This is a genomic window from Pantoea sp. CCBC3-3-1, assembly GCF_007981265.1.
GTDB lineage: Bacteria > Pseudomonadota > Gammaproteobacteria > Enterobacterales > Enterobacteriaceae > Erwinia.
In genome coordinates, this window is record NZ_CP034363.1 from 908701 (window position 1) to 927028 (window position 18328).

Sequence of the window (18328 nt, forward strand, 5' to 3'; positions counted from 1 at the left end):
AGAAACAGGAATGCTACAATGCCCGACAAATTAAGGCCAGGAGCAGAGACGTGGGTTCATTACCGGTTAGTGCCGTTTTATCAGAATTGTTACAGGCCTTACGGGATGCGCCGCAGGTGCTGCTGGCTGCCCCAACCGGCGCGGGAAAATCAACCTGGCTGCCGCTGCAAATTTTGCAGCAGGCCGACTTCAGCGGGCGCATTCTGCTGCTGGAACCACGCAGGCTGGCTGCCCGCAATGTGGCGCAGCGGCTGGCGGAACAGCTTGGGCAGGAGCCGGGCGAGACGGTGGGCTACCGCATGCGCGCAGAAAGCCGCACCGGGCCGGCAACGCGTCTGGAAGTGGTCACCGAAGGGATTCTCACACGTATGCTGCAACAGGATCCGATGCTGGAAGGCGTGTCGCTGGTGATCCTGGATGAATTTCACGAACGCAGCCTGCAAGCCGATCTGGCGCTGGCGCTGCTGCTCGACGTGCAGCAGGGACTGCGCGATGACCTGAAAATCCTGCTGATGTCGGCCACGCTTGATAATCAGCGCTTGCAGGCGCTGCTGCCCGATGCGCCGATGATTGTCTCTGAAGGCCGCTCCTTTCCGGTGGAACGCCGCTATACTTCGCTGCCCGCCAGCTATCGCTTTGATGAGGCGGTAGCGCGGCAGGTTAGCCAGCTGCTGAATGAGCAGGCGGGTTCGCTGCTGCTGTTTTTGCCCGGCGTTGCAGAAATACGGCGTGTCCAGACACACCTTAGCGAGCGGGTGGGAAGCGATGTCGATCTCTGTCCTTTATACGGCGCGTTGCCGCTGAGCGAACAGCGCAAAGCGATTCTTCCCGCCAAAGCGGGTCGCCGTAAAGTGGTGCTGGCAACCAATATTGCCGAAACCAGTTTGACCATTGAAGGTATTCGGCTGGTCGTGGATAGCGCGCTGGAACGCACGGCGCTGTTCGACGCCCGCACCGGGCTGACCCGGCTGCAAACACAGCGTATTAGCCAGGCCTCAATGATCCAGCGTGCGGGGCGTGCGGGCCGTCTTGAGCCGGGGCTGTGTCTGCATCTGATCGCCAGAGAACAGGCGGAGCGGGCAGCAGTCCACAGCGACGCAGAGATCCTTAACAGCGATCTCGCCTCGCTGTGGCTGGATCTGTTGCAGTGGGGCTGCCATGACGTCGCGCAGCTTACCTGGCTGGATACGCCGCCTGCGGCCAGTCTTCATCAGGCACAGCGGTTATTACAGCAGTTAGGCGCAACGGACGGCGCGGGCAAGTTGACCAGCAAAGGACGACAGATGGCCGCACTCGGTAGCGAGCCGCGCTTTGCCGCCATGCTGATCGCTGCCGGTAACGACCCGGCAAAAGTGGCAACGGCCGCGCTGCTGGTGGCGATGCTGGAGGAACCCGCACGGAGCAGTGCCGATCTGCGGGACAGTTTTCATCGCAGCCAGCCTAACTGGCAGAAACGGGCAGCCCAGTTACAAAAACGGCTTCAGGTTAAGAACGGCAAAGCGGACAGCGATTTGATTGCGCCGCTGCTTGCCTCTGCTTTTGCCGACCGCATTGCTCGTCGGCGCGGCGCGGAAGGGCGTTATCAGCTGGCAAACGGCATGGGCGCGATGCTTAATAACGATGAAGCCTTAACCCGCTATGAATGGCTGATTGCGCCCGGCCTGTTGCAGGGAAACGCGCAGCCTGATGCCAGAATTTTGCAGGCGATGCCGATAGAGATCGCCACGCTTGCGGCTCAGCATCCTCAGCTGGTCGAACAGCATACCGAAGTGGAATGGGATGATGACCGCGGCACGCTGCGCGCCTGGCGACGCGAGCAGATTGGCGAGCTGGTGCTGAAGGCGCAGCCGTTAAGTAAACCCGATGAAGCGGATCTGCATCCGGCGATGCTGCGCTGGATCCGCCTTAAGGGTTTGTCGGTGCTTAACTGGACGCCTGCCGCCGAGCAGTTACGTATCCGTCTGGTTTGCGCCTCGCTTTGGCTACCCGAGCAAAACTGGCCTGCTGCCGGAGAGGCCGATTTGCTTGCCGGTCTTGAACAATGGCTGTTGCCGGTAATGAGCGGCGTGCGCGATGCGAAAGGCTTAAAGCAGATCGACACCGTAAGCGCCTTATTACATTTACTCACATGGTCTCAGCGTCAGCTGCTGGATACTCTGTTGCCAACTCATTACACTGTGCCCACCGGAAGCCGGCTTGCCATTCGCTACGATGTTGACAAGCCGCCCGCGCTGGCCGTGCGCCTGCAAGAGATGTTTGGCGAAGCACGCAATCCCTGCGTGGCCGAGGGACGGATCCCGCTGGTACTGGAGCTGCTTTCACCCGCACAGCGTCCTCTGCAAATTACCCGTGATTTGGCGGCGTTCTGGCAGGGCGCTTACCGCGAAGTACAAAAAGAGATGAAAGGCCGCTATCCGAAGCACGTCTGGCCAGACGATCCGGCCAACGCGCTGCCAACCCGGCGCGTGAAAAAGTATTCTGCGCCTTCCTGAGCTGCGTTTCGGAAGGTTCCCGTTCCGAAGCAGCGAGTGTAAGAACAAAGTATGCGGCCCTGGAGAGAAGAGAAGAATGTCTGACGATCGCGAACCTATTGGGCGGAAAGGTAAACAGCCCAAACCCCCGCGTAACAAAGCGGGACGAGGTCGCCGCAGGGATGACGAACACGATAATTATGCTGATTTTCAGGATGACAATCATAACAATGAGGAGGCAGAACCCGTGCCACGTAAAGGAAAAGGGCGCCCACCGCGCAAAAAGAGGGGCTGGCTGAGCTTATTACTGAAGCTGCTGCTGGTATTTATAGTGGTGATGGTGGTGTACGGGGTTTACCTCGATTCACAGATCCGCAGCCGTATTGATGGCAAAGTCTGGCAGTTACCGGCGACGGTTTATGGTCGTATGGTCAGCCTTGAGCCGGGCATGTCTTATAACAAGAAAGAGATGATCGCGCTGCTGGAAGGCACGCAGTATCGTGAAGTGACGCGCATGACGCGGCCTGGCGAGTTTACCGTTCAGGCGAACAGCATCGAGATGATCCGTCGTCCGTTCGACTTCCCGGACAGCAAAGAAGGGCAGATCCGTGCGCGACTGACTTTCAGTAACGACGCCCTGAGTGAAATTAAAAATCTCGACAGCGGCCGTGATTTTGGTTTCTTCCGCCTCGATCCGCGTCTGATCACCATGCTGCAATCGCCAAACGGCGAGCAGCGACTGTTCGTGCCGCGCGCGGGCTTCCCCGATCTGCTGGTAGATACGCTGGTGGCGACCGAAGACCGTCATTTTTATCAGCATGATGGCATTAGTTTCTATTCTATTGGACGTGCGTTCCTGGCCAATATCACGGCGGGAAGGGCAGTGCAGGGCGGCAGTACGCTGACGCAGCAGCTGGTGAAGAACCTGTTCCTCACCAACAAACGCTCGCTGTGGCGTAAAGCTAACGAAGCCTATATGGCGCTGATTATGGATGCGCGTTACAGCAAAGATCGCATCCTGGAGCTTTACCTGAACGAGGTCTATCTGGGCCAGGCGGGTAACGATCAGATCCGCGGCTTCCCGCTGGCAAGCCTGTACTACTTCGGCCGTCCGGTCGACGAGCTGAGCCTTGATCAACAGGCGTTGCTGGTCGGCATGGTGAAAGGCGCGTCGCTGTATAATCCATGGCGCAATCCGAAGCTGTCGCTGGAGCGACGTAACCTGGTGCTGCGTTTGTTGCAGCAGCAGAAAGTGATCGATCAGGAGCTGTACGACATGCTCAGCGCACGTCCGCTGGGCGTGCAGCCGAAAGGCGGCGTGATTACGCCTCAGCCTGCGTTTATGCAGATGGTGCGTAACGAGCTTCAGGCGAAGCTCGGCGACAAAGTGAAAGATCTTTCCGGCGTGAAGATTTTCACCACGCTGGATTCGGTTTCTCAGGATGCGGCCGAAAAAGCGGTTGAAGATGGGATCCCGGCGCTGCGTAAACAGCGTGGCCTGAACGATCTGGAAACGGCGATGGTGATTGTTGACCGTTTCAGTGGGGAAGTGCGCGCAATGGTTGGCGGTTCCGATCCGCAGTTCGCCGGTTATAACCGCGCCTTGCAGGCTCGCCGTTCAATCGGGTCTCTGGCCAAGCCCGCGACCTACCTGACCGCGCTCAGCCAGCCGGACACCTACCGTTTGAATACCTGGATCGCCGATAACCCTATCGCGCTGAAACAGCCAAATGGCCAGATCTGGAAACCGCAGAACGATGACCGCCGCTTCAGTGGCCAGGTGATGCTGGTTGATGCACTGGCGCACTCAATGAACGTGCCGACGGTAAATCTGGGGATGACGCTGGGACTGCCGCAGGTGGTGGATACCTGGACCAAACTGGGCGTGGCGAAAGATCAGCTGAACCCGGTGCCGTCAATGCTGCTGGGCGCGTTGAACCTGACGCCGGTTGAAGTGGCGCAGGCGTTCCAGACCATTGCCAGCGGCGGCAACCGTGCACCGCTTTCCGCGCTGCGCTCGGTCATTGCTGAAGACGGCACGGTGCTGTATCAGAGCTTCCCTCAGGCGGAGCGCGCGGTACCGGCTCAGGCTGCTTATCTGACGCTGTATGCCATGCAGCAGGTGGCGCAGGAAGGGACGGCCCATGCGCTGGGCGCACGTTATCCAAAAGCGCATCTGGCAGCGAAAACCGGCACCACCAACAATCAGATCGACAGCTGGTTTGCGGGCGTGGATGGCAAAGAAGTCGCCATCACCTGGATTGGTCGCGATAACAACCAGACCACCAAACTGTATGGTGCCAGCGGCGCAATGCAGATTTACCGTCGCTATCTGGATAACCAGACGCCAATGCCGCTGATGCCGACGCCGCCGGAAGATATCGCGCCGATGAGCGTTGATTCCGCCGGTAACTTTGTCTGCGGCACGGGCAGCAGCAGCTGGCGTACGCTGCCAGTCTGGACCACGGATGCTAACGCGCTGTGTCAGCAACAGCAGCAGCAAGTCCAGCAGCAGCAGGAGCAACAGCAGCAGCAGGAGCAACAGCAGCAGCAGCAGCAACAGCAACAGGACGAGCAGAAAGACAGTAATGGCGTGGCAGGTTGGATCAAAGATATGTTTGGTAAGTAACTGACCTGTAGCGATAAGCCGGTTTCCTCGAAACCGGCTTTTTTTTGCCTGATATCTGAACCGATTCCCGCTAACTAAATAATAAAAATACGCTTTTCATCATCACATTCCGATTACCACTCTGTTTTCCACAATTAACATCAGGCTATTCAGCCATCAGACAGTAGGAACAGGCTGGATTTGTTCTTGCAGCTTTTCCGGAAATTCGCATATTATCGAATCGATATAATAATAATTCGCGTTTACATTCCATCTTTTTGATTCAGAGAAATGCTAATGGCTACTTTGTCTTTGAAACGTTTGTCCCCGCCAGCGACCCCATTACGTCCACTGGCGATCCTTGTTGCAGTGAGTCTTTCCGCATCGGCTTTTGCGGCTGGCGAAGAAACCCTTACCGTTAGCGCCGATGCTGCCAACGCTCCGCAGGAAAGCGCCTGGGGCCCGGCACCGACTATCGCCGCGAAGCACAGTGCAACCGGCACCAAAACCGATACGCCAATCGAGAAGAATCCGCAGTCGGTCTCTGTGGTGACGCGCGATGAGCTGGAAACGCGTAACGTCAACACGGTAAAAGAAGCGTTTAACTACACGCCTGGCGTGATGACCGGTAATCGCGGCAGCTCACAGGTGATTGATGCGCTGTCGATTCGTGGCTTTAGCGAAACCAATACTAACCAGTATCTCGATGGGCTGAAGTTACAGGGCGATAACTACTCTGAATTCGCTATCGATCCTTACTTCCTGGAGCGCGCAGAACTGCTGCGTGGCCCGGTTTCCGTGCTGTATGGGAAAAGCAATCCAGGCGGCGTCGTCTCGCTGGTGAGCAAGCGGCCAACAACTGAAACCCTGCGCGAAGTCCAGTTCCAGATGGGAACCGATAATCTGTTCTCGACCGGCTTTGACTTTGGCGGCGCGCTGGACGATAGCGGCGTTTATTCTTACCGCTTAACCGGCCTGGCGCGTAGCCAGGATGCGCAACAGGAGATGCAGAAGGAAAAGCGCTACACCATCGCGCCTTCTTTCAGCTGGCAGCCGGATGCCAATACTAACTTTACGCTGCTGACCTATTTCCAGAACGAGCCTGAAACCGGCTATTACGGCTGGCTGCCTCGTGAGGGCACCGTGGTGCCAATAACGGATGCTAACGGTAAACAGCACAAGCTGGGTACGGACTTCGACGAAGGCGAGGCCAGCAACAAGATTTCACGCAACACAAAAATGATTGGCTATAGCTTCTCGCACAGTTTTAACGACACCTGGACGGTGCGTCAGAACCTGCGCTACGCCGATTTGCGCACCGATTACCGCAGCATTTACGGTAATGGTTTTGACAGCAATACCAACAGCATCACGCGTGGCTACGCCGGTTCTGAAGAAGAACTGAATCAGTTTGCGGTAGACAACCAGGCGCAGGCTAAATTCGCCACTGGCGCACTGGATCACACGTTGCTGCTCGGCGTGGATTACCAGCGTACCCGCAACGATATCAACGCCAATTTCGGTTCAGCCTCCTCGCTCAGCGCGCTGAATCCGCAGTATGGTAATGACAGCACGGTTATCACTTTCCCTTATCACTACCTGAACAAGCAGGAGCAGACCGGGCTTTATGCGCAGGATCAGATGGAGTGGGATCGCTGGGTGATGACGCTGGGCGCGCGTTACGATTATGCCATGACCTCGGCATTTAACCGTGACGCCAGCACCCTGGTCAAAAGCCACGATCAGGCTTTCACCTGGCGCGGCGGCCTGAACTACGTGTTTGATAACGGCGTGGCACCTTATTTCAGCTACAGCGAATCCTTTATTCCAACTTCCGGCACAACATCAAGCGGCCAGCCGTTCGATCCTTCCCGCGCGAAGCAGTATGAAGCCGGGGTGAAATATGTGCCGAAAGATCGCCCAATCGTGATTACCGGCGCGCTCTATCAGCTGACTAAAACCAAAAACCTGACGGCGGATCCTGCCGATGTGCGGTTCAGTAATCAGGGTGGTGAGATCCGTTCGCGCGGCGTGGAGCTGGAAGCTAAGGCCGCCGTTAACGCTAACGTCGATTTGACCGCGTCCTACACCTACACCGATGCGGAATACACGCACGATACGTTGCTGAAAGGAAAAACGCCGGTTCAGGTGCCGAAAAATATGGCCTCGCTGTGGGCGGACTACACCTTCCACGAAACGGCGCTTTCCGGCCTGACCACCGGTGTCGGCGTACGTTATGTCGGCGAAAGCAAAGGTCTGTACAGTACCGGCGATAATGCGAACCAGAACTTTAACGTCGCTGCCTATACCACCGTGGATGCGATGGTGAAATATGACCTGGGCCGTTTCGGCCTGTCGGGCTCATCCGTGGGTGTTAACGTCAACAACCTGTTCGATCGCGACTATGTCGCCAGCTGCTATCGCGATTACGCTTGCTACTGGGGTGCTGAACGTCAGATCGTCGGTACAGCCACGTTCCGTTTCTAATCTATCCGGGTGCGGTTCGCCGCACCCGCCAATCAGAAGACCGTTATGCATTCTTCGCACTCGTCCGATACTACCTTCTCGCTTGAAAACGCGACCTTTGCCGTTCCCGGCCGAACGCTTCTGCAACCGTTAACGCACGCTTTCCCAACCGGTAAAGTTTGCGGCCTGATTGGTCATAACGGTTCCGGCAAATCAACATTGCTGAAACTGTTGGGGCGGCACTATCAAGCCACCAGTGGCAAAGTCATGCTGAACGGTAAACCGCTTGGTGAATGGCAAAGCAAGATGTTCGCTCGCGCCGTGGCCTATTTGCCGCAGCAGCTGCCGCCTGCGGAAGGGATGACGGTGCGTGAGCTGGTCTCGATGGGACGATATCCGTGGCACGGCGCGCTGGGCCGTTTTGGGCACGAGGATCGTGAGCGGGTAGAAGAAGCCATCAGCCTGGTAGGACTGAAACCTTTTGCCGGACGGCTGGTGGACAGCTTATCCGGCGGTGAACGGCAGCGTGCCTGGATTGCGATGCTGGTGGCGCAAAACAGCCGCTGCCTGCTGCTGGATGAGCCAACTTCCGCGCTGGATATCGCCCATCAGGTTGAGGTACTGGCGCTGATTCAGCGGCTCAGTCGTGAGCGCGGGCTAACCGTGATCGCCGTTCTCCATGATATCAATATGGCGGCACGCTACTGCGACAACCTTGTTGCGCTACGCCAGGGTGAAATGATTGCCGAAGGCGATGCCAGCGTGATTATGCAGCCCGACGTGCTTCAGCGCATTTACGGTATTCCGATGGGAATTTTGCCTCACCCAGACGGCGTTACGCCGGTGAGCTTTGTTTACTAAGGGATTTTATGCCGAACTATTTTCGCCGCCGTTTGCTGATGGCGATGGCGCTTTCGCCTTTGCTGCCCTCATTACGCGTGCAGGCAGCCCGGCCTGATATTCAGCGCATCATTACCCTCGAGTGGCTACCGACCGAGCTGATGATGGCACTGGGCGTGGCGCCTGTAGGCGCTGCCGAAATGTATAATTACGGACTGTGGGTCGGTGAACCGGTGCTTCCCGCCTCCACCGTGGATGTCGGTCTGCGCACTGAGCCCAACCTTGAACTGATGATCCAGATGCAGCCTTCGCTGATCCTTTATTCTTCCGGCTACGGGCCCGCGAAAGAGAAGATTGAACGCATCGCGCCGGTAATGGGTTTTGCGTTTAGCGATGACAGCGGTAAGCCGCTAACGATGGCGCGCAAGTCGCTTTTGCAGCTGGCTGAGCGCCTCGACCGTCTGCCACAGGCGCAGCAGCATCTGGTGGAATTTGACGCGGCGCTTGCCCAAACGAAAAAGCGTCTGGCGGGCAGGGCAAAGCGGCCGGTGCTGCTGATGTCGCTGCTTGATCCTCGCCACGCGCTGGTTTTTGGCAAGGGCAGCCTGTTTCTGGAAGTGATGGACGAGCTGGGAATTGAAAATGCCTGGCAGGGTGAAACCAACTTTTGGGGCAGCGCGGTGATTGGCATCGAACGGCTGGCGACGCTGAGCAATGTTGATGCGATCTGTTTCGCGCACGGCGACGATGCATTAACGCAGCAGGTAACATCAACGCCGCTCTGGCAGTCATTTTCCTTTGTGAAAGAAAACCGCTTCCGTCGGGTGCCGCAGGTTTGGTTTTATGGCGCAACGCTGTCGGCAATGCGTTTCTGCCGCTCGCTGGACAGCGCGCTGGGGGCAGCATGAGAACGTCGCTACGTTTCCCGGTCATTTTGTTAACGCTGCTGTTTGTACTGGCGTTAAGCCTGACATATGACAATTTTAGCCAGCAGCTGCCGCCTTCTCAATGGCTCAGTACGCTGCATGCCGCTCAGCCCGATCGTATTGACCAGATGCTGTTTCACTACAGCCTGATGCCGCGTCTGGCGCTGTCGCTGTTAGTGGGCGCAGGGCTGGGGCTGGTCGGCTTGCTGTTCCAGCAGGTACTGCGCAATCCACTGGCGGAGCCGACCACGCTGGGCGTGGCAACGGGCGCGCAGCTGGGTCTGACCGTCGCGGCGCTCTGGAGCCTGCCGGGCGGTCTTGCTGTACAGCAAATGGCGGCGATGGGCGGGGCGATTTTCGTCGGGCTGATTGTGTTTGGCATTGCCTGGGGAAAACGGCTTTCGCCGGTTACGTTGATTTTGGCTGGCCTGGTGATGTCGCTCTACTGCGGCGCGGTAAATCAGATAATCGGCCTGTTTAACCATGACCGGTTGCAGAATATTTTTCTGTGGGGCACCGGCACGCTAAATCAGATGGACTGGAGCAACGTCAGTTTTCTCTGGCCGAAACTGCTGGTGGGCTTTCTGCTCTCGCTGCTGTTGCTGCGTCCGATGACGCTGCTGGGTCTGGATGACGGCGTGGCGAAAAATCTGGGGCTGGCGTTATCGCTCACCCGTCTGGGCGTGCTGGCGCTGGCGATTGTCCTGAGCGCGCAGCTGGTCAATGCGGCAGGAATCATCGGCTTTATTGGTCTGTTTGCGCCGCTGCTGGCAAAAATGCTCGGTGCAAGACGGCTGCTCAGTCGGCTACTGTTGGCACCGCTGATCGGCATGCTGCTGCTGTGGCTGGCCGATCAGTGCGTCATCTGGTTAACCGCTAACTGGCGGGAAGTGTCAACCGGAACGGCGACCGCTATTATCGGCTCACCGCTGCTGCTGTGGTTGTTGCCGCGTTTACGCACCTCCTCCGCGCCGCCAGCGATGAACCAGGGCGACCATGTGCCGGTTGAGCGCCATCATGTGCTGGGCTGGAGCCTGGCCGGCACGCTGATATTGCTGCTTCTGGCCGGGGTGGCGCTGAGCTTTGGACGTGATGCCCACGGCTGGCACTGGGCCAGCGGAGAACTCTGGCAGCAGCTGCTGCCATGGCGCATGCCTCGCCTGACCGCTGCCATTGCTACCGGAATGATGCTTGGCGTTGCGGGCTGTATCGTTCAGCGCCTGACCGGCAATCCGATGGCCAGTCCCGAAGTATTGGGGATCAGTTCCGGTGCGGCATTTGGCGTGGTGGTAATGCTGTTTTTGGTGCCCGGTGACGCGTTTGGCTGGCTGCTGCCAGCGGGCAGTTTGGGCGCGGCGCTGACGCTGTTGGTTATTACCTTTGTTGGCGGGCGTGGCGGTTTCTCGCCGGAGCGTATGCTGTTGGCAGGGATGGCACTGAGTACGGCATTCGCCACGCTGCTGCTGCTGCTGATGGCCAGTGGCGATCCACGGATGGCGGATTTAATGACGTGGATTTCCGGCTCCACTTACAACGTTGATGCCGCTCAGGCATGGCGGACGGTTCTTGTCGCGTTAGTGCTGCTGGCGCTAACGCCGCTCTGCCGACGCTGGTTGACGCTGCTGCCGCTGGGCGGCGAAACAGCGCGCTCACTGGGCGTTGCGTTAAAACCTGCACGTATGGCACTGCTGCTGCTGGCGGCTGCGCTGACGGCCGCAGCAACGCTGACTATCGGCCCGCTGAGTTTTATTGGCCTGATGGCGCCGCATATTGCCCGAATGACCGGTTTCCGTCGTGCATTACCTCAGCTGGTGATGGCTGCACTATTGGGCGGTGGACTGATGGCAGTGGCTGACTGGTGCGGCAGGATGGTGGCTTTTCCGGCACAGGTTCCGGCGGGATTACTGGCTACGTTTATCGGCGCGCCTTACTTTGTCTATCTGCTGCGGAAGGTGTGAGTTTTTGTAGAAACGGCTCAGAGCTTAGTCGGGGAACACAGGCCGGGAATAAAGCGTCTCGCACCATGGATGGTGCGAGTCGAGCTGCCATAGACGGCGCTTTTTGCGTCTTTACGAGCGGCCTGTGTTCCCCGCGCAGTCGCACTCTGTTTTGCTAACCAGCTAACTGCTTACTCAGGCCAGCTTAACAAAGCTGCGGCGTGCCGCGTCAATGGTGCGCTGAATGTCTTCCTGACTGTGTGCCAGCGACATAAAGCCGGCTTCAAACGCGGAAGGTGCCAGGTACACGCCTTCTTCCAGCATCAGATGGAAGAATTTCTTAAAGCGTTCAACGTCACATTTGGTCACGTCTGCATAGCAGGTCACTTCTGACGCATCGGTGAAGAACAGGCCGAACATGCCGCCTACGTGGTTAACGACCAGCGGAATATGGGTCTCTTTTGCCACTTTCAGCAGCCCTTCTGCCAGCTGAGTCGTTAGTTCGGTCAGCGTGGCATGGGTGCCAGGTTTAGCAATTTCACTCAGGCAGGCAAAACCGGCCGCCATCGCGATTGGGTTACCGGACAGCGTTCCAGCCTGGTAAACCGGGCCGGTCGGCGCCAGCGCTTCCATCACTTCACGACGCCCGCCGAATGCGCCAACCGGCATGCCGCCGCCGATGATTTTGCCGAGGCAGGTCAGGTCGGGTACCACGCCATAATGCGCCTGTGCGCCAGCCAGCGCGACACGGAAGCCTGTCATTACTTCATCAATAATCAGCAATGCGCCAAACTCGTCACACAGCGCGCGCAGGCCTGGCAGGAAGTCCGGCTGTGGTGGAATGCAGTTCATGTTGCCCGCGACTGGCTCAACGATGATACAGGCGATTTCATGCGGATACTGCTCGAACGCGGCGCGTACGGAATCCAGATCGTTATAGGTGCAGGTCAGGGTGTGCTTAGCGAAGTCAGCGGGGACGCCCGGTGAGTTCGGCTGGCCCAGCGTCAGTGCGCCGGAGCCTGCTTTAACCAGCAGATGATCGGCGTGACCGTGATAGCAGCCCTCGAATTTGATGATTTTGTCGCGATGGGTAAAGCCACGCGCCAGGCGAATCGCGCTCATGGTGGCTTCGGTGCCGGAATTTACCATGCGCACCATATCCATGGTTGGTACCAGGTCGGTGACCAGCTGCGCCATTTTCACTTCCATTTCGGTAGGCGCACCGAAGCTCAGACCACGCTGAACCGCTTCAATCACCGCGTTGCGGATGGACGGGTGATTATGGCCCAGCACCATTGGCCCCCACGAACCGACATAATCCACATAGGCTTTGCCGTCCGCGTCATACAGATAAGCACCGTCAGCGCGATCGATAAAGAGCGGTACACCGCCAACGCCGGTAAAGGCGCGTACCGGGGAATTGACGCCGCCGGGAATTAGTTGCTGTGCCTGAGCATACAGATTTTCAGACTTACTCATGGTTCCGCTCCTGAGGATGCATTATAAAAAAACTCCGCCATTCTAAGGGAACATGCGGCCGGGTTAAAAGGCCAGTCGCGTTTTTGACACAGAAGGACAACTTTTTTCCGCGACATCGGGAGTCAGGTAAGTAAAATATCAGGCTCCCCTTACCTGATACTGACTAAATATGAATCCGGCTCCCTCTTCTGACCAGTTAAGCGTAGTTCCTGCACGACGTGGCGACTTCCTGCGCCTGTTATTACGGCGAGACAAGACGCCGGTGATGGTACTGATTATGGCCGGTGTCGTCGGCACGCTGGCAGGCCTGGTGGGCGTCGGGTTTGAGAAAGCGGTTAATGCTGTCAGTCACTGGCGGCTAAGTGTGCTTGCCCATGTAGAAACGCATTGGATCCTGCTGTTTCCGCTGGCTTTTATCCTGTCGGCGCTACTGGCCGTGGTGGGTTATTACCTTGTGCGGCGCTTCGCGCCTGAAGCTGGCGGTTCCGGCATCCCGGAAATTGAAGGGGCGCTTGAGGAGCTACGGCCGGTTCGCTGGTGGCGGGTGATCCCGGTAAAATTTATCGGCGGGATGGGCACGCTGGGTGCCGGTATGGTTCTGGGGCGCGAAGGCCCAACCGTGCAGCTTGGCGGTAATATTGGTCGAATGGTGCTGGATATTTTCCGCATGAAAAGTGCCGAAGCCCGCCATTCTCTTCTGGCTACCGGCGCGGCAGCCGGGCTTTCGGCAGCCTTTAACGCGCCGCTGGCGGGCATTCTGTTTATCATCGAAGAGATGCGTTTACAGTTTCGCTACAGCGTAATCTCGATTAAAGCGGTGTTTATTGGCGTTATCATGTCGAGCGTGGTATTCCGCATTTTCAACGGGGAACACGCGGTGATCGCCGTCGGAAAACTGGCAAATTCGCCGGTTAACACGCTGTGGCTCTATCTGGTATTGGGCATGATTTTTGGCGTGGTGGGCGTGGCGTTTAATGCGTTGATTTTCAAGACGCAGGATATGTTTCAGCGCCTGCACGGCGGCAATTTAAAAAAGGTGCTGATAATTGGCGCGGTGCTCGGCGGTATTTGTGGCGTGCTTGGGGTCATCCAGCCTGAGGCAGCCGGTGGTGGTTTCAACCTGATCCCCGTTGCGGCGGCAGGCAGCTATAGCGTTGGCATGCTGCTGTTTATTTTTATTGCGCGTATGGCAACCACGCTGCTTTGCTTCGGATCCGGCGCGCCGGGCGGTATTTTTGCTCCCATGCTGGCTTTGGGAACGCTGCTGGGAACGGCGTTTGGTATGGCGGGCGCGGCGCTGTTCCCGGCTTATCATCTCGAACCGGGTACTTTTGCCATCGCCGGGATGGGCGCGCTGTTTGCCGCCTCGGTCAGAGCGCCGCTAACCGGCATCGTACTGGTGCTGGAAATGACTGATAATTACCAGCTTATTCTGCCGATGATTATTACCTGCCTTGGGGCAACATTGCTGGCACAGTTTTTAGGTGGGAAACCGCTTTACTCCTCGCTACTGGCCCGAACGCTGGCGCGGCAGCAACAGGTCGATGATGCGGCAGCACAGAGTGCCACGTATCCGGCAGCCAAACGGGCCGATACTTGATTGCTATACTGGTGTATAAGATAATGGTGCGATTGATGGTCGATTTATGACCTCTCGCCCGTAGGCATACTGGAGTGTTAAATGAGTGACGAAATAGCTCTGCCCCTGCAATTTACCGAAGCAGCGGCCAGTAAAGTCAAGAATCTGATTTCAGACGAGGAAAACCCCGATCTGAAACTGCGCGTTTATATCACCGGTGGCGGCTGTAGCGGCTTCCAGTACGGCTTTACCTTTGACGACAAAGTGAACGACGGCGATATGACGATTGAAAAAGCGGGTGTGGCGCTGGTTGTCGACCCAATGAGCCTGCAATATTTGGTTGGCGGTTCGGTAGATTATACCGAAGGGCTGGAAGGCTCCCGCTTTGTGGTGACTAACCCGAATGCGAAAACGACCTGCGGCTGTGGTTCTTCCTTCAGCATCTAAATAAAAAACCCCGAAGCTTGCGCCATCGGGGTTTTGCTTACCACTCTATTGTTACCAGTTTCGAGACCCGACCTGTTTCACTACTGCGTGAAACCATCGTTTGCGTAACTTTAGGTTGCGCTGCAACCTGCTGCCCGCAGTCTATCGCTGGCGAAGCTGCTGGTGTAGTGCTTTGCCCGTCAATGTGACATTGCGAGTAAATGGTCAGTTTGACCCCAATGCTGCCGGTAATTGAGGCAGCACAGGCATGACCAGCCATCATCAGGCCAAGGGCCAGGTAAACGGCTTTCATTTTTTTAGAGATCCTGGTGTAAAGGACGTAAGCCCTGAATCCGGGCAGCAATTATAAAAACCTCGCCGCCTCGTTACTCTATTAACGACACTTTTTGCCGAAACTTTAGCCGTCCTTTAGTACAGGCTGATCCGTTTCAGCGATTTCGCGCGCTTTGCAGTTGGCTGCATAATTGTTGAGCAGCAAGAATAATACGTGGTCCTGGTCGGCTAATCCAGTCGTCATGTAAAGCTATAACCGGAACGTTTAGCTGCGGTTGCCAAAACGCTTTTATCGCCATGACCCGATCGGCTTCTCCGCCAGTCACTATCACCGCCGGATGACGCATCAACACCTGTTCGCGACTGACCTGCGGCCATGCTACGCGGCTGTCGGCAAAGATGTTTTCGCCACCGCAGACCGTGAGAACTTCGTTTTGTAGCGTATTGCGCGAAGCCGTAAACAGTGGCTGCTGACCAAACTGTAAAAAGACCGGCTGTTTGCTGACACCTTTGTAGCGCTGTTGCAACGCATCCCACTGCTGCTGAAGATGCAACGCTTCCTGTCGGGCCTGCTGAGGCTGCGGGCTAAAGGATTGCAGCTGTCGGATGCTGTCGATCATTTCACTGACCGAGGTGGGTGCCATCCAGATCACTTTGATGCCGAATGCTGTCAGCTGATCAACCTGTCGCTGCGGATTCCCTTCGCGCCAGGCCAGTACCACGTCCGGCTTTAGTCCGATGATGCGTTCGACGTTGATCCCCTGCCAGTTGGCAACCTGCTCAATCGATTTGGCCGCGGGCGGATAATCTGAACAGGCGCTGACGCCAACAGGCGTGATGCCTGCTGCAAAAGCCAGTTCGGTCAGATTAGGCGCGAGCGTGATAACGCGTGGAGGAATTGCCGCCGCCGTGCTAAAGCAGCACAGCAGCAGCAGGGCGGCAAAAAATTTAGCCACGGGACAAATGGGTCAGTAGCGTTTCCACCAGCAGCGAAGACTGTTTGGCGGCCACGACCAGGAACTCATCAAAGCTCAGATGGGATTCCTGGTCAGCCACGTCAGAAATGGCACGAACCACGACAAACGGTACGGCAAACTGATGGCAGACGTGGGCAATTGCAGTGGCTTCCATCTCAACACCAACGGCCGCAGGGAAGGTCGAACGAATGCGGGCCAACGGTTCGGCACCGTTAATAAAGGCATCGCCGCTGACAACCAGACCGCGCACCGCATGCAATCCCAACTGTGCGATGCAGGTTTCTGCGGCGGCAATCAGTTTGGCATCAGCAGTAAAGGCTGCCGGGCAACCTGCCATCTGGCCCGCTTCGTAACCGAAGGCAGTGACGTCCGCGTCGTGATAACGCACTTCGTCGGAGACGACGATATCGCCTACTTTCAGCGTGGAAGCCAGACCGCCAGCAGAACCGGTGTTAATAATGAAATCCGGTTTGCAAAGCTCCAGCAGCAGCGTGGTGCCCATTGCCGCCGACACTTTTCCGATACCCGATTTCAGTAGCGCCACTTCTACGCCGTTCAGCGTGCCGGTATAAATTTCACATCCTGCCAGCGAGAGGGTCTGACGGTTTTCAATTTTGTCACGCAGCAGGGTTACTTCCTGCTCCATTGCACCAATAATGCCTGCTTTCATAGGGATACTCGCTATTGTTGTAGAACAACTCGTCAAATGTAGTGCATAGTTTACCATGATTAATTGCAACCTGGCGGAAGCCAGTCAGAGGAGGGCAACTATGTCTGCAATCGATTTCAGGACGAAATTTAGCTTTGAGCGGCCCTTTAATAACCGCGAGCGGCCGGAAGGGGAATATTTCATCACTCGCCATTTTGAAAGCGATCGCGGGCGGATTATTAATTCTGCTGCTATCCGGCGACTCCAGCAAAAAACGCAGGTCTTTCCGCTGGAAAGAAATGCCGCCGTCCGATCGCGCCTGACGCATTCGCTTGAGGTTCAGCAAACCGGCCGCTATATCGCCAAAGAGATCGTTCAGGCTTTAAAAGAGAAGCCCGGAGGCCTGGCGCAATATGGCCTGACCGATCTGACCGGTGCATTTGAAAGCCTTATTGAAATGGCGTGCCTGCTCCACGATGTGGGGAATCCCCCTTTTGGCCATTTCGGCGAAGCGGCAATAAACGACTGGTTCAGAGTTAATCTTCCTGGCCTGTTGATTGAGCCGCAAAATGCGGGGGTGGATAATAACGAGCTGAGCGAAAAATTCCTCGCTATGAATGGCCGCCTTCGTCAGGATCTTTGTCATTTTGAAGGGAATGCGCAGGCTATTCGGCTGGTCCATACGCTGTTACAACTCAATCTTTCCTATGTGCAGGTTGCCTGTATATTAAAATATACTGCTCCGGCCTGGTTTCAGGGAGAAAAACCCGAGCAGTTTAGTACGCTGATGAAAAAGCCCGGATACTATTTATCAGAAGAGAAATATGTTGCGGAATTATTGCAGGCGACAAATACGGCACAGTACCATCGCTTTCCGTTAACCTATATTATGGAAGCCGCGGACGATATCTCCTATTGTATTGCCGACCTGGATGACGCCGTTGAAAAAGCAATCTTTAGCGTGGATCAGCTGTATGGATTCCTGAAAGATGAATGGGCATCTCTTAAAAAGAAAAAGAAGGTTGAGTCTGATGACCTTTTTGTAAAGATAGTCGAGTCAGCTTACAATGAGGCGCAGAGCAAAGAGCGCTATCGCAGTCGCAGCGACACCTTTTTTATGAAGCTGCGGGTAAAAGTCCAGTCGGTGCTGGTCGAACATGCGGTCAGACGTTTCGTCGATAATATCGAGCATATTTATCAGGGCAGCTTTAATTATTCTCTGTTGGAAGATGAAGGCGATCAGAATCAGCTGCTTAATTTATTCAAAACGGTTGCCAGAAAGCACGTATTCAACCATGCGGAAGTTGAGCAGCTTGAGCTTCAGGGTTATCAGGTTATCAAAGGATTGTTGAATATATATCAGCCGCTACTGGCGATGTCTTATGCTGATTTTAACATTTTGATTAATGAAGATTTCCATAAAGATTACCCAATTGAAACACGCTTATTCCATAAATTATCTGGAAAGCACCGGAAAGCGTATTCGGTCCATATGCGTAATCTGAATATTGAACATCGATTTGAACGGCTGCTCTGGGAGCGGTATTATCGTGCCCGTCTTCTACAGGATTATGTGAGTGGCATGACCGATCTTTATGCGTGGGATGAATATCGTCGTCTGATGGCGGTGGAATAAGGTATTCCGTGGCGGTCTTTTGTAAAGAGAGAGAATAAAT

The 18328-nt window shown here is 56.1% G+C and carries 13 protein-coding genes; 9 read left to right on the forward strand and 4 right to left on the reverse strand.

Annotation, left to right across the window (positions count from 1 at the left end):
- The first annotated feature begins 50 nt into the window (after nucleotides 1–50).
- The 6 genes from hrpB (at nucleotide 51) to fhuB (ending at nucleotide 11269) form a co-directional block, all read left to right on the forward strand.
- Complete coding sequence (gene hrpB, locus EHV07_RS04090) at nucleotides 51–2492, forward strand: ATP-dependent helicase HrpB (protein ID WP_147195352.1); 2442 nt, start codon at nucleotides 51–53, stop codon at nucleotides 2490–2492.
- 76 nt (nucleotides 2493–2568) lie between these two features.
- Nucleotides 2569–5100, forward strand: a complete 2532-nt coding sequence (gene mrcB, locus EHV07_RS04095) for a bifunctional glycosyl transferase/transpeptidase (protein ID WP_147195354.1) — start codon at nucleotides 2569–2571, stop codon at nucleotides 5098–5100.
- A 276-nt stretch (nucleotides 5101–5376) separates the two neighbouring features.
- The gene (gene fhuA / locus EHV07_RS04100) at nucleotides 5377–7566 is read left to right on the forward strand and encodes a ferrichrome porin FhuA (protein ID WP_147195356.1); all 2190 of its coding nucleotides are present in this window, start codon (nucleotides 5377–5379) and stop codon (nucleotides 7564–7566) included.
- A gap of 45 nt (nucleotides 7567–7611) precedes the next feature.
- On the forward strand, nucleotides 7612–8406 hold the full coding sequence (fhuC, locus tag EHV07_RS04105; protein WP_147195358.1) for a Fe3+-hydroxamate ABC transporter ATP-binding protein FhuC: 795 nt from the start codon (nucleotides 7612–7614) through the stop codon (nucleotides 8404–8406).
- Nucleotides 8407–8414: 8 nt separating this feature from the next.
- Nucleotides 8415–9293: a Fe(3+)-hydroxamate ABC transporter substrate-binding protein FhuD gene (gene fhuD / locus EHV07_RS04110; protein ID WP_147195360.1), complete on the forward strand. Its 879-nt coding sequence runs from the start codon at nucleotides 8415–8417 to the stop codon at nucleotides 9291–9293.
- Nucleotides 9290–11269 (forward strand): Fe(3+)-hydroxamate ABC transporter permease FhuB, encoded by a 1980-nt coding sequence (gene fhuB, locus EHV07_RS04115; protein WP_147195362.1) that lies wholly within the window; start codon nucleotides 9290–9292, stop codon nucleotides 11267–11269. The genes fhuD and fhuB overlap by 4 nt, the downstream gene beginning before the upstream one ends.
- A gap of 174 nt (nucleotides 11270–11443) precedes the next feature.
- Here the strand turns inward: fhuB and hemL are convergent, their stop codons facing one another.
- On the reverse strand, nucleotides 11444–12727 hold the full coding sequence (gene hemL / locus EHV07_RS04120) for a glutamate-1-semialdehyde 2,1-aminomutase (RefSeq protein WP_147195364.1): 1284 nt from the start codon (nucleotides 12725–12727) through the stop codon (nucleotides 11444–11446).
- Nucleotides 12728–12896: 169 nt separating this feature from the next.
- Between hemL and clcA the strand changes: the two genes are divergently transcribed.
- Complete coding sequence (gene clcA / locus EHV07_RS04125; protein ID WP_147195366.1) at nucleotides 12897–14327, forward strand: H(+)/Cl(-) exchange transporter ClcA; 1431 nt, start codon at nucleotides 12897–12899, stop codon at nucleotides 14325–14327.
- An 81-nt stretch (nucleotides 14328–14408) separates the two neighbouring features.
- On the forward strand, nucleotides 14409–14753 hold the full coding sequence (erpA, locus tag EHV07_RS04130) for an iron-sulfur cluster insertion protein ErpA (protein ID WP_147195368.1): 345 nt from the start codon (nucleotides 14409–14411) through the stop codon (nucleotides 14751–14753).
- 37 nt (nucleotides 14754–14790) lie between these two features.
- Here erpA and EHV07_RS04135 read toward each other — a convergent pair whose 3' ends face one another.
- The 3 genes from EHV07_RS04135 to mtnN form a co-directional block, all read right to left on the reverse strand.
- Nucleotides 14791–15045 (reverse strand): hypothetical protein, encoded by a 255-nt coding sequence (locus EHV07_RS04135; RefSeq protein ID WP_147195370.1) that lies wholly within the window; start codon nucleotides 15043–15045, stop codon nucleotides 14791–14793.
- 136 nt (nucleotides 15046–15181) lie between these two features.
- Nucleotides 15182–15982 (reverse strand): vitamin B12 ABC transporter substrate-binding protein BtuF, encoded by an 801-nt coding sequence (btuF, locus tag EHV07_RS04140; RefSeq protein ID WP_147195373.1) that lies wholly within the window; start codon nucleotides 15980–15982, stop codon nucleotides 15182–15184.
- Nucleotides 15975–16673 (reverse strand): 5'-methylthioadenosine/S-adenosylhomocysteine nucleosidase, encoded by a 699-nt coding sequence (mtnN, locus tag EHV07_RS04145; RefSeq protein ID WP_147195375.1) that lies wholly within the window; start codon nucleotides 16671–16673, stop codon nucleotides 15975–15977. Before mtnN ends, btuF begins: the two co-directional genes overlap by 8 nt.
- Nucleotides 16674–16773: 100 nt before the next feature.
- Here mtnN and dgt point away from each other — a divergent pair, with 100 nt between their 5' ends.
- Nucleotides 16774–18288 (forward strand): dGTPase, encoded by a 1515-nt coding sequence (dgt, locus tag EHV07_RS04150; RefSeq protein WP_147195378.1) that lies wholly within the window; start codon nucleotides 16774–16776, stop codon nucleotides 18286–18288.
- Nucleotides 18289–18328: the final 40 nt, after the last annotated feature.